This is a genomic window from Duganella sacchari (assembly GCF_900143065.1).
GTDB lineage: Bacteria > Pseudomonadota > Gammaproteobacteria > Burkholderiales > Burkholderiaceae_D > Rugamonas > Rugamonas sacchari.
Genome location: NZ_FRCX01000019.1, coordinates 1 through 12694, shown reverse-complemented (window position 1 = coordinate 12694; position 12694 = coordinate 1). Strand labels below are relative to the sequence as shown.

Annotated in this window: 13 protein-coding genes and 1 pseudogene; 13 read left to right on the top strand and 1 reads right to left on the bottom strand. The window is 54.8% G+C overall.

Features of this window, described 5'->3' with window-relative positions:
* The first annotated feature begins 173 nt into the window (after positions 1–173).
* Positions 174–518 carry a CzcE family metal-binding protein gene (locus BUA36_RS27785; protein ID WP_072790015.1) on the top strand — a complete coding sequence of 115 codons (345 nt, stop codon included), beginning with the start codon at positions 174–176 and terminating at the stop codon, positions 516–518.
* Positions 519–556: 38 nt separating this feature from the next.
* Here the strand turns inward: BUA36_RS27785 and BUA36_RS27780 are convergent, their stop codons facing one another.
* Positions 557–985: a YybH family protein gene (locus BUA36_RS27780; RefSeq protein ID WP_072790012.1), complete on the bottom strand. Its 429-nt coding sequence runs from the start codon at positions 983–985 to the stop codon at positions 557–559.
* A 649-nt stretch (positions 986–1634) separates the two neighbouring features.
* Here BUA36_RS27780 and BUA36_RS27770 point away from each other — a divergent pair.
* The 12 genes and pseudogenes from BUA36_RS27770 to BUA36_RS27715 form a co-directional block, all read left to right on the top strand.
* Complete coding sequence (locus tag BUA36_RS27770; protein ID WP_072790006.1) at positions 1635–1979, top strand: hypothetical protein; 345 nt, start codon at positions 1635–1637, stop codon at positions 1977–1979.
* 1 nt (position 1980) lies between these two features.
* Entirely contained in the window at positions 1981–3354 is a 1374-nt protein-coding gene (locus tag BUA36_RS27765; RefSeq protein ID WP_072790002.1) for a TolC family protein, read from the top strand.
* Positions 3351–4742, top strand: coding sequence for a multicopper oxidase family protein (locus BUA36_RS27760; RefSeq protein ID WP_072789999.1), 1392 nt, complete (start codon positions 3351–3353; stop codon positions 4740–4742). Before BUA36_RS27765 ends, BUA36_RS27760 begins: the two co-directional genes overlap by 4 nt.
* Positions 4743–4770: 28 nt before the next feature.
* Complete coding sequence (locus tag BUA36_RS27755) at positions 4771–5100, top strand: copper-binding protein (RefSeq protein WP_072789995.1); 330 nt, start codon at positions 4771–4773, stop codon at positions 5098–5100.
* 21 nt (positions 5101–5121) lie between these two features.
* Entirely contained in the window at positions 5122–5490 is a 369-nt protein-coding gene (locus BUA36_RS27750; RefSeq protein WP_072789992.1) for a copper resistance CopC family protein, read from the top strand.
* A complete protein-coding gene (locus BUA36_RS27745; RefSeq protein ID WP_072789990.1) occupies positions 5491–6390 on the top strand; it encodes a CopD family protein in 900 nt (299 codons plus the stop codon). It abuts the gene before it with no gap.
* Positions 6391–6422: 32 nt separating this feature from the next.
* Positions 6423–6935: a cupredoxin domain-containing protein gene (locus BUA36_RS27740; protein WP_072790208.1), complete on the top strand. Its 513-nt coding sequence runs from the start codon at positions 6423–6425 to the stop codon at positions 6933–6935.
* Positions 6936–7001: 66 nt separating this feature from the next.
* Complete coding sequence (locus BUA36_RS27735) at positions 7002–7592, top strand: flagellar basal body rod protein FlgB (protein ID WP_229255836.1); 591 nt, start codon at positions 7002–7004, stop codon at positions 7590–7592.
* Between the two features lie 101 nt (positions 7593–7693).
* On the top strand, positions 7694–7903 hold the full coding sequence (locus BUA36_RS30520; protein ID WP_139260717.1) for a hypothetical protein: 210 nt from the start codon (positions 7694–7696) through the stop codon (positions 7901–7903).
* 151 nt (positions 7904–8054) lie between these two features.
* Positions 8055–10424 carry a heavy metal translocating P-type ATPase gene (locus tag BUA36_RS27730; protein ID WP_139260716.1) on the top strand — a complete coding sequence of 790 codons (2370 nt, stop codon included), beginning with the start codon at positions 8055–8057 and terminating at the stop codon, positions 10422–10424.
* 46 nt (positions 10425–10470) lie between these two features.
* Positions 10471–11874, top strand: a complete 1404-nt coding sequence (locus BUA36_RS27725) for an ATP-grasp domain-containing protein (protein ID WP_229255835.1) — start codon at positions 10471–10473, stop codon at positions 11872–11874.
* A gap of 654 nt (positions 11875–12528) precedes the next feature.
* Positions 12529–12694, top strand: a pseudogene (locus BUA36_RS27715) (IS21 family transposase); the annotation flags it as partial.

The following is a 12694-nucleotide window of genomic DNA, read 5'->3' as shown; positions in this document are numbered from 1 at the left end:
TACACGGCATCACTGGCGTAGTGCTTTACCGCTGGCGATCAGCAAACATTTGGCAAGAAAGGCTGTAATGTAAATGTAATGTTCGGGTCATTCGGGTGTGCGGGTTGGCTCCGTAGAATAGCTTCATCGCTTCCACAAACGCAGCAACCCGAACCCAAGAAAAGGACCGAATCATGCAATCCATCAAAAACAAAATCGCAGCAATTTTCGTCGTAGCTTCGCTGGCCCCGTTCGCTGCAATGGCTCACCAAGGCGAGATGCACACCAACCCGGCATTCGGTAGCGCAGCCTCAGCCCCAGCTGCTACGCGCACCGTGGTGATTTCGGCGGCGACCAAATCCGTCAATGTCGACAAGGGTGATGTCGTGACCTTCGAGCTGGAGGGCAAGACCTTCACTTGGCAGTTCGACACGCTGCGTGACAGCGACCGCTTCGAGCTCTCCGCCATTGCACCTGAAGGTGTGAACACCCACGGTGTACGCGTGTACGTAGCACCGAATCCTCTCTATCGTAACTAAGTTTCGCTCCGCTGGCGGTATGCCGCCAGCGTTACAAATCACTTCGACTTGCGGGACGACCAATGGATGTGAACGATGACCCATTTTTCGCCCTGCTTTTCAAGAAGTGCTGTCTCTGTGCCGAATAGATGAACACTGTTGCCCTTGTATTTCCCGCTCGTTTCGGTCTCTTGCATGACTACCGCGAGTTTGCCATCGATGCGTTCGCTTTGCTTGAGCACTTTATTTTTAGTCGCCTTCGCGAACTCGATATCGGCCTTGAGATGGTGGCCGGTATATTCTTCGCGGGAGCGTTCGACGTAGCCGGATTCGTAAATTTGAATCTCAGGGCTGAGTAGTGCCCCCACTTGCTCAGATTTTCCAGTCGAAAGCGCCTCATGGAATTGTGCTACGGTCTCCGTAGGAGTTGCAGCGAAAAGGGGTGCGCTGATGGCGGATAAAACGAGCAGGGAAATAGGCAGGCGCATGATGTCTCCAGAAGTGGTTTTTAAATGTTGAAGCAGTGCAATTTAATCAGTAGCAACCTATTGTTGCAAGGCTGATGCACAAAATGTTGTGGCCTAGTGGAATTCGCTTGACCTTCCTCCCCTGGGAAGGTGTAGCCTAATCAAACTTGGCATTCTACGAACGTCTGAGGTACCATTTCAAGTCTTATGCGCATATTCGTCCGTTACCTGCTCTGGCTTCTGATAGCAGCCCTCCCGTTGCAAGGGGGAGCCGTTGCTTTCATGTCGTGCAATCCAGGTTCCGAACAAACTCACTCCTCGTCGCATCACGGAGATGAAAGCGCCATTGAGGCCCATGCCGACTCGCATCACGAGCATTGTGACGAGGGTGGATCAGACCACGCAGGAGCGCAACATGGCAAATGTAGCCATTGCGCAAGCTGCTGCGTGGGTGCAGCAGCTCCCCCGGCCATCCCGTCTGAGGTATTGCCAGCCACGTTCTCCACTTTCGCCACTGTCGCAGTCGAGCCTGCGATGACTGCTTACATCCCCGCCACTCTCGAGCGCCCGCCTCGTCGTCACACTTAAAAATCGCTGAAGTTGCGCGGACTAACGTCCGCCTCACCAGGGGGCAACGTCTCCAGGTGCCAGTACATTTTTGAGGACAATCATGAAACGCTTTCGTCTACTGCTTCTTGCAGTGGTCAGCGCGCCTATGGCTATCTATGCGGAGCCCGTTCGAGTATCGACGGCTGTGACAGATGCCAACGCCGCAGTGCCACCGCCGCAATATCAATCAGCCTTCAGCAATTACAAACCAGCTGTGGAACCTACGGCGTCACCGGACAAGTTGTGGGTTAAGGCCAATACGGACGTTTCCGGCCAGGCTGAACATGGCTCGCACGAGGGCTCGTCAATGCAGATGGCGCCAACACCAATGGATTCCGCCAAGCCTGCCGAGGCTCCCGCTGCGGACCCGCACAGGGGCCATCACATGAATAAGAAGGGGCAATGACATGTTGCGACTACATACGCCGCTGCTCAGCCGCACCGCTGTAGGACTGGGCGCGGTTTTCCTTGCAGGGTGCGCAAGCCTGTCGTCCGACGGCGGACTAAACGACGTTTCCTCGCTTACCAAAAACAGGGTTGGCCAGGCCGTGCAATTTACAAAGGACGCCAGCAGCAATGATCCGAAGGTGCAAGAGCTTTTAAGTCAGCCATTGACTGTTGAATCAGCTGTTCAGATTGCATTGCTTAATAGCTCGGCTTTGAAGGCTTCTTTTGCAGAGCTGGGGGTGGCGGAAGCCGACTTCGTTCAGGCTGGCCGCATGCGTAATCCGGGCTTCAGCTTTAGCCGGGTGCGCGGCGGCGGCGACGCGGAAATCAACCGTGGTGTCACGTTTGACATCGCGGGATTGTTGACGCTGCCAATGCGGACAAGAATTGAAAAAGGCCGCTTTGAGCAAGCGAAATTGCTCGCCGCTGCGCAGGCTGTGCAACTGGCAGCAGATACGCGTCGGGCATACTTCACAGCAGTGGCCGCCGCACAATCTGCAGCGTTTGCGGAGCAAGTTCGTGGCGCTGCGGAGGCCTCGTCAGACTTGGCTGAAAGCATGAGCAAGGTAGGCAACTGGAGCAAGCTTGATCAGGCGCGTGAGCGTGCTTTCTATCAGGATGCCGTGACTCAGCTCGCAAGAACTCGCCATGAAGCCATTGCCAGCAGGGAGCAGCTCATTCGCCTGTTGGGCCTTTGGGGGAAACAACAAGAATTCGTTTTGCCCGACCGCTTGCCTGAACTGCCAGCTCAACCGCAGGAGATGAACAATGCTGAAGCTCAGGCATTGTCACAGCGTTTGGACGTTCTCGCGGCTCGACGGGAAACTGAGGCTACGGCATCGGCGCTTGGGCTGACCAAAGCGACCGCCTTTGTCAATGTCTTCGACGCCGGCTATACAAACAAGAGCTCGACTGGTCTACCACGCGAGAACGGTTACGAGGTCTCGTTGGAACTTCCAATTTTCGATTGGGGCGGTGCCAAAGTAGCCCGCGCTGAAGCTCTCTATATGCAGTCCGTACACCGAACCACTGACACGGCAGTTCGAGCCCGGTCGGAAGTACGGGAGACCTATTCGGCGTACCGCACCACCTACGACATCGCGCGTCACTACAGAGACGACGTCGTGCCTCTTCGCAAGAAAATTTCGGACGAAGTTCTGCTGCGATACAACGGGATGCTGGCCAGTGTATTTGAACTGCTGGCCGACTCGCGCGAGCAATTGAACAGTGTGAACACGGCTATCGAAACCCAGCGCGATTTTTGGATAGCTGAGACCAAGCTGCAATCCGCCATCAACGGCGGGAGCAATACCGACACAAGGAATATTCCATGATTTCACGTAGAGACTTCTTCAGGGGCGCTGGGGCGGTAGCAGTGAGTGCCGCAGCAGTAAGCAAAGTTGGCGCGGCATCACTTCCCGAAGCGATGTCAATGAACAATGCGAATACGCAAGTTCCGCCGCCGCCGCCGAATGGCCGTCCGTTCAATCCGGTCGTGACACTCAATGGCTGGTCGCTTCCATGGCGTATGAATAGTGGGGTAAAAGAGTTCCACCTGGTAGCTGAACCTGTGGTTCGCGAGCTTGCGCCTGGCATGAAGGCCAACCTGTGGGGCTACAACGGCCAATCTCCAGGGCCGACCATCGAGGTGGTGGAAGGTGACCGTGTGCGGATATTCGTGACTAACAAACTGCCAGAGCACACAAGCGTGCATTGGCATGGTCAGCGACTGCCCAACGGCATGGATGGGGTCACGGGGCTTACTCAGCCCGGTATCGCGCCAGGTAAAACCTTTGTCTACGAGTTCGTTGCGAAGCGTCCGGGTACGTTTATGTATCACCCGCATGCCGACGAAATGGCGCAGATGGCGATGGGGATGATGGGCTTTTGGGTCACTCACCCGAAAGACCCGTCGCTGCACGCAGTGGACCGCGACTTCGTCTTCCTGCTGAACGCCTATGACGTAGAGCCTGGAAGCTATACGCCGAAAATCAACACGATGCTGGACTTCAATCTGTGGACCTTCAACAGTCGGGTCTTCCCAGGTATCGACTCGATGCCCGTGCGTCAAGGCGATAAGGTGCGCATCCGTGTTGGCAACCTAACGATGACGAATCACCCAATCCATTTGCATGGACACGAGTTCTTCGTCACCGGCACCGATGGCGGGTGGACACCGCCAGCATCGCGCTGGCCGGAGGTCACTACCGACGTCGCGGTGGGGCAGATGCGCGCGGTTGAATTTGTCGCCACTGATTTGGGCGACTGGGCCTTCCACTGCCACAAGTCCCATCACACCATGAACGCAATGGGGCACAGCGTCCCAACGATGATTGGTGTGGACCATCGCGGTGTGGCCGAGAAGATTAACAAGATTGTGCCCGACTACATGGTCATGGGCGACAAAGGGGGCTCGATGGGTGGAATGGAGATGCCAATTCCGGAAAATACCCTGCCGATGATGATGGGCGAAGGGCCATTCGGGGGCGTTGAGATGGGCGGCATGTTTACCGTGTTGAAGGTTCGCAAGGAGCAAAAGCGCGGTGACTACACTGACCCTGGCTGGTACAAACATCCGGCTGGGACAGTGGCGTACGAATGGACCGGCGCATTGCCCGAGCCGTCGCGGAGCACGAGCGCAGGTGGCCAGTCTATGCCGGTAATGAATAAGCCAAATGTCGAGCTGACGGTTCGAAAACCGTCGGGACATGGCGGACACTAATTTTTTATTAAACCTGAAAGGAAACATCATGAATCATCTGAATAAAGTAGTCCTCGCAGCCGTTATTGGCTTCTCGTTTGCATCGGTAGGTTCGGTCGCCTATGCACAGCAGGCATCCGCCTCGGCAGCCCAGGCGGTAATGAGCGATGGCGAAATCAAGAAAGTAGACAAGGAAGCCGGAAAACTCACCATCAAGCACGGTGAACTGAAAAACCTGGGTATGCCAGGAATGACGATGGTGTTCAAGGTACAAGACCCGGCAATGCTCGATAAGGTAAAGCAGGGGGATAAAGTCCGTTTCGTCGCGGACAAAGTTGGTGGCGCCCTCACGGTCACTGCAATCGAAGCAGCAAAGTAATTTCAACAAGGAGAACTGAAGATGAAAGCATTGCGCACATTGATAGTTGCCGCAGCCATGGCAGCGGCAACTTTGGTTAGTCCGTTTGCCTCGGCACACGCCACCCTAAAGGGCTCCAATCCGGAGGCTGGCGCCACGCTGGCGGCAGCGCCAAAGGACATCACGCTGACCTTCAATGAGAAAATTGAAGAGGCCTTTAGCACCATAACCATAGCCGATGGCCAAGGTAAAGAAGTCACTGCTGGAAAAGCTAAGGTTGACACGACCAATCCTGCAATCCTGCGCTTGGACGTCCCTGCGCTCGCCGCCGGATCCTATACCGTGACCTGGGCCGTTGCCGGTCACGACGGTCACCGCCGTAAGGGTGATTTTAAATTTACGGTGAAATAAATGGATGCAGTCTCGTTGCTACAGATAGGTTCGGCATTTGCGCTTAACGTTGGATTTGCCTGGCTTGTTGGGTCGTGGTTTGCGCGCTATTGGATACAGTCCAACGGCACTAGCCGTGACGATTCTGAGGCGGCGCTTCGCAAGCTTGACTTACTAGCTTCGGGACTAAGTGCTGTCGGCAGCGCGGTTGCGCTGCTGGCCGCAACTGCGGTGATGGGCGGTGTTGGCCTACGAGAGGCCTGCCCCATGTTTTGGATGATGGTCTCCAGCACCGACTATGGGCATGCGGGCTCCATCTCGACTTTGGCCATGATTGTCCTGTTTGGTATTCGGTGGGCAGGCATTGCTAGTCGGGCCAGCGACATTGTCATGGCACTGACCTTAGCTATATTCGCGGTGACTCGTGCATCGATGGGGCATGCCGGTGAAGAAGGTTTTTGGACAGCGGCTCTAGCAGCGGAGGCCATACACTTTTCCTCGATCGGATTGTGGACCGGCGCAGTTCTGGTCTCTGCCTGGTTCGCACTCAGTGAAACGCGAATTGTCGCTTTTGAAATTGGCGCCACTGACCGATACCTGGACCTGATGTCGCAGGCTGCAATGGTTGCCGTAATTGGAATTGCTATCACGGGCATTTTCAGTGCATGGCACAGAGTCGGAACTTCTGACCATCTATTGCATACCTTCTATGGCATGACGCTGTTGGCAAAGATAGCTCTGGTATTGGCTGCTATTGCGCTGGGAGGTTATAACAAGTTCATTGGATTACCCGCTGCGAGTCGTTCACACAGTGGTGTCAGGTTGGTCCGCGCGACACTTCAGATTGAAAGTTTCCTTTTGCTCGGCGCCCTTTTTTCTGCGGCAATTCTCACCTCACAACAACCACCAACTGCAATGTAGAGATGCTGCAGTTTCAAATATCGGAGACTCAAATGAAAAATTTTAAGACAACCACCATCACCGCATTTTTGCTTGTTGCAGTCTCCTCTCTGGCAGGAGCCGCTATGCAGGACGGCAAGACGCCTGTTCACGGTGAGCATCAACACGGCGGCCATGAGGCAGAAAGTTCGCTGATTGGCAAAGCCAGCGACCCAGCCAAAGTGACCCGCACGGTGACTGTAGATATGAACGACACCATGCGTTTTACCCCCGCTTCAATATCGGTGAAGGAAGGCGAAGTTATTCGTTTCGCGGTCAAAAATTCAGGCAAGCTCAAGCACGAGATGGTAATTGGTTCAGCCAGTGAACTTAAAGAGCATGCGCAGCTGATGGCTAAGTTCCCTGATATGGAGCATGCGGAACCCAACCAAGTAACGTTATTGCCAGGGAAAACCGGAAATATCGTCTGGCAATTCGGAAAGGCGGGGAAAGTAGATTTCGCCTGCCTGCAGCCCGGACACTTTGAGGCAGGTATGAAAGGACAAGTTGTGGTGTCCGCGAAGTAAGTGGTGGTATCCGGCAGGTTGTGCAAGTCCTGCCGCTCCTTGGTGGCACTCACAAAGGGAAATATCATGGAACTTTCAACACTTCCTGTTGGGCCGTTGAACAAGGAAGGCGATTCTGTACAAAAACCGCTAAGCACTCTCAACACCTCAAACTTTTCCGAGATGCTATCCCAGGTGCAATTCAAAAAATCGATGAACACTCATCTGCCGCTACGCGTGAGCGCAACATCATCATCAAATACAACGGCCTCGTCGACGACAAATGGCCTATCGGCGCAGCTTGGTTCGCCTCGCGCTCATTTTCAGCTACGGGATGCTCAAGCCCCCGATGCGGACGACAAAATTAACGAACGCGCACTCTCCTTGCGCGAGTATCGTCTGGTGCTGCTCGCATCAAATATCGCCAATGCAGATACCCCAGGATATCGGGCCCGAGACATTGACGTTCAAGAGGCTCTTCGAACGGGAAAAACTGTGAAGACGGTGGAGGTGAAATATTCCATCCCAAGTCAGGGAGCAATTGATGGCAATACAGTGGAGATGGACACTGAACGAGCAAAATTCGCAGAGAACGCATTACTGTACGAATTCCACGTGAATCAGGTGCGAGGGCACTACAAAGATATGGAAGATTTACTTAAAAATACGCCGTACTAGTGCTCGCTGGCGTAGAAAACAGCCAGGCTATGGGCTTATATATTTCGCCTTATCAGCCATTAGAGATGTCGAAAATAGTCAATCTTATAGGAGCCTGAATCATGTCGAAAATTGCTATTTTGGCGCTGTTTTCCACGATATTTATCATGGGCTGCGCCTCGGATTCGGAACGAGCTGCCGCCGCCGAGCGGGATGTTCGGCGGCGTGTTGACGTGTATGGCCCCGCATGCGAACAAATGGGTTTTAAGAAGGACACAGATGCATGGCGCTTCTGTGTTGTTACTTACAGTCCAACTGGACACCATCATTGATGCTCACTCGTCTACTATTCACCTGCGAGAAGGGTTAATCGATGTGGCACGTCGGCAAGGATACTTCGAATCAGATGTGAAAAGGGATACCGTGGCGTTTGCAAAATAGACGAATGGGCTCTGCCAATAGATATTGACGAAGGGGAGATTCATGAACAGAAACGCAGTTGAGAATCACGAACACACGCCAGACCATGCGCATCGCCACTCGTCAATCCAAGGTGAGCCCGGCTCAGGCAAACCCTTCATTGACCCAGTCTGTGGGATGAAGGTAGGTCCGGATAGGGAACGAGAGATTTCGTACAAACAGGTGATCTATCATTTTTGCAGTGCGAAGTGCATGGCAAGGTTCAACACCACTCCTGAGGCGTTTCTTAACAAAGAAAAGGCCGAAATGCTGCCTGGGGCACCAGCTCAAGAGGGGGCAATATACACGTGTCCAATGCATCCTGAGATTCAGCAGGCCACACCAGGTAGCTGCCCGATTTGCGGTATGGCGCTCGAACCTGTCATGCCGACTCTAGATGATGAAGAGAACCCAGAGTTGGTCGATTTTCGACATCGGTTTTGGTGGACCCTTCCGCTCACGGCCGTAGTGTTCGCCCTCGCGATGTTTGGCCATATGATTTTTCAAGGAGCATTGCCCGGGCAAAATTGGATTGAGTTGGCGCTGAGTACGCCCGTTGTGATTTGGGCGGGATGGCCCTTCTTCGAGCGCTGGGCGCAATCACTGGCCCGCATGAGCCCCAACATGTGGACGCTAATTGGCACCGGCGTTATCGCCGCTTATGGCTACAGTGTACTCGCGACGCTTACGCCGCAACTGTTCCCACCGACGTTCGCTGCTCACGGCAGCATCGCAGTCTACTTTGAGGCCGCAGCGGTCATCGTATCGCTCACCCTCTTGGGGCAGATACTGGAGTTGCGGGCACGTTCCCAAACATCGGCCGCCATCAAGTCGCTGCTGGGTTTAGCAGCCAAGACCGCTCGCCGGATTCGCGAGGATGGCACTGAGGAAGATATTCCGCTCACGCACGTGCATGTTGGCGATGCTCTTCGTGTCCGTCCTGGTGAAAAGGTTCCGGTCGACGGTGTTGTTGCCGAGGGAGAGAGTTCGCTGGACGAATCGATGCTGACGGGTGAGCCTCTACCTGTTACCAAGCGCGCCGGCGACCGCTTGATTGGCGCGACCATCAACACGAGTGGCAGTCTTATTATGCGTGCCGAGAAAATCGGTAGTGACACGATGCTGTCCCAAATCGTGCAAATGGTCGCCCAGGCACAGCGCTCGCGTGCTCCGATGCAGCGCCTGGCTGACAGCGTCGCCGGCTACTTTGTGGTTGTGGTAGTGGCTATAGCGATGCTTACGTTTGTTGTTTGGGGAATGTATGGTCCCGAGCCGAGCTGGGTGTTTGGCTTCGTGAACGCTGTTGCTGTTCTCATCATTGCCTGCCCCTGCGCCTTAGGATTGGCAACGCCCATGTCCATCATGGCTGCGACCGGACGCGCAGCAACCACGGGTGTCCTGTTCCGGGATGCTGCTGCGATTGAGGACCTGAGGAAGGTCGATACGCTTATAGTCGATAAGACGGGAACGCTCACCGAAGGCAAGCCATCCTTTAACAGCGTGGTGGCCTCCGCCGGGTTCAAGGAAGAAGACGTCTTGCAGATTGCCGCCAGCATTGACCAAGGCAGTGAGCACCCGTTGGCACATGCCATTGTCAGCGAAGCGAACAAGCGGAAGTTGGTATTGACCAAACCCGATGCCTTTGAGTCAGCCAGCGGGATTGGTGTTCGAGGAGTTTTGGGTGGGGATAAAATCGCTCTTGGAAATACCGCTCTTATGGACGCTGAGGGCGTTGATTGGAAGCCGCTTGCGGATGCGGCCGAGCGCCTGCGGGTCGAGGGGGCGAGCGTCATGTATCTTGCATCTCAGAGCCGGCTGATAGGACTGATAGCGGTGTCTGACCCCATCAAGACAAGCACCCAGGAAGCTTTACAAGAACTGCGGGCGGAAGGCCTGACCGTCATCATGGCTACTGGCGATGGCGTGACGACCGCGAAGGCCATTGCCGCCAGGTTGGGTATCGAGGAGTACTATGGAGAGGTCAAGCCTCAGGATAAGCTTGCCTTGGTCGAGAAGCTGCAGAAGCAGGGGAAGGTTGTCGCAATGGCCGGAGACGGTATCAACGACGCCCCTGCTCTGGCAAAGGCCAACGTGGGCATAGCCATGGGCACTGGAACGGACGTTGCAATCAATAGTGCGCATCTGACCTTGGTCAAGGGTGACCTTCGTGGGATAGCACAAGCGCGTTTGATTTCGGTTGATACGGTGCGCAATATGTGGCAAAACCTGGGCTTTGCGTTTGTTTATAACGCGCTTGGGATTCCCCTGGCCGCCGGTGTGCTGTATCCGTTCACCGGCCAGCTCCTGTCGCCGATGATAGCTGCGCTGGCCATGAGCTTGAGCTCTGTGTCGGTCATTACGAACGCGCTGCGGTTACGTGGACACGTCAAATAGCACGGAAGCTGATTGCAAGCTAGAAGCAGCAGAACAGAAGGTGAAAATGGTCGACATAAAAAATTCTGAGTTAGCGGGCGATCTGGCTATCAACACTGGGCCGTTGCTGCCTGCTGAGATGATTAACAGCAGCTGTTTTTGCAGTAGCCTGGACAAGGACGCGCTCAGACAAGCGCTTTCTGACGACTTCAATTCACCCGCGCTTTATGACTTGGTCGAGTCACGATGCCCGTTTTTATTTTCGTCTCGACCTATCTTTGTTTCGGACAGTCAAAGTGAACGCATAGCGAGTGTCATTGAGGCGATTGAGTCCGTGATTGCTCTCCCTGCCTACCGCGCGAAAGTACTAGCTGAGGCACCCGAAATAGCGCAGTACGATGCCGGCGGTGCGAGAGGTGTTTTCTATGGATACGACTTTCACCTTCGAGGGGAAACTCTAGCGCTCATTGAAATCAACACCAATGCTGGTGGGGCTATGCTGAACGCCGCTGTGGCAAAGGCCCATCGTTCTTGCTGTTTGAGCGCTCCAGCATTAGCTGCTGCAATTGCTTCGGGCGCGGCGCTTGAGGACAGCATCTTCAAAATGTTTGAGGCGGAGTGGGCGTCTTCGATGCATCAACGTCCCCTTCGAACAGTCGCCATCGTGGACGATGCTCCAGAACAGCAATATCTGTATCCCGAGTTCATCTTGTTTCAGCGCCTATTTGGGAAATTCGGCGTGCGCGCTGTCATAGCATCACCGTCGGAGCTGACTTTCAGCGCAGGAGTTCTTCGTTACGATAATCTAGCAATCGACCTGGTATACAACCGGCTCACTGACTTTATGCTGGCATCGCCGGCTTGCCAATCGCTTCGTTCGGCTTACCTTGAGCGTGCGGTTGTGCTCACGCCTCACCCCCAGGCTCACGCCCTGTATGCAAACAAGCGCAATTTGGCATTGCTCTCGGATGACCGACAGTTAGAGGAGTTGGGCGTGTCGAGCGAAGTGCGGAAAGTCCTGTTGGAGAACATTCCGCATACGGAGTTGGTCGACATTGCGAATGCGGACCGCCTTTGGGCTAGTCGTCGGAAGCTGTTTTTCAAGCCATTAGCCGGCTATGGTGGCAAGGCAGCGTATCGAGGCGAGAAGGTCACGAAACGCGTGTGGGAGGATATCCTGGCTGGAGATTACATCGCTCAAGCACTTGTTCCGGCTGGAGAGCGCGTCAATGGTAATCAGGAGAACCCCGAGGTGCTTAAGTTCGACCTGCGATGCTATGTCTATGACGGTCGCGTGCAATGGACCGCCGCTCGGGTGTATCAAGGGCAAACGACCAATTTCCGCACACCGGGCGGTGGCTTTGCTCCGGTTTATAACCTCGACGATGCGAGAGCCTCTGTGGAAATTGATGCTCTGACCTCACAGTCGGGCGCGCAGGCAGATTGCTGTTCTGGGACCTGTTCGATGTAGGCCTTTTTCAGTAAGCATTTATCGGAAACTGTTTGAGGCGCGACTATTCGCGTAGGCTGAATTAGCGATTAGTCGTCATGATGGTGATGATACTCCTCATAATGGTCGTGGCTTCGCCCGTGCCAGCCGTGGTCCCAGTGTTCCCGATACTCTCGTTCTGCTTGTCGGACGTAATAGTATTCTGCATGTGGCACATATACAGGCTGCTCCTCAACCCCTACTTGCGCCGGCTCGCGATAGACCGGCACTTGAACGTGGGCGATAACGTATAACAAGGCCAGGGGGCGAAGAACCTAATATTCGATGCGCCGTTTCATAATTTTGGCTAGGCATGCGCGTGGATTAGCTGTCCCATTGAATCGCCACGAGTCTGCTAGACACCCGCGAGCCGTTCAAATTGCCTTCGTGATCCGCTTGGATTCAGTAGACAGTTTTGACCGCTAATTTTCGGGTACCAACCGCGCTTGCGTAACATGCTAGCGATACCAACGCCAACACCCCCGTTGGCCGGTCAAATTCCCCCACCTCTGGCCACCCCAAATTCCCCCACCCTCTGACCGTATAGCGGCGCTGTAGAAGCGCCAGCAGCGACCACCGGGAGCATCCCGTTGGCAGGACGTTATCTTTCTCCTTCGATCGTCGAGGGAGTTCGGAGTGAACGTCTTGAAACCGCATCTGCAAACCACCATCCTGACCCTGCTGGCAGCGGGCAAGAGCCAGCGCGAGATCGCCCGCATCACCAGCGTCGACCGCAAGACCATCCGCAGCCTTGCCCAGCGCACGATTAGGGGAGTTTCAAATTCCCCCGGGGTGGCCACCG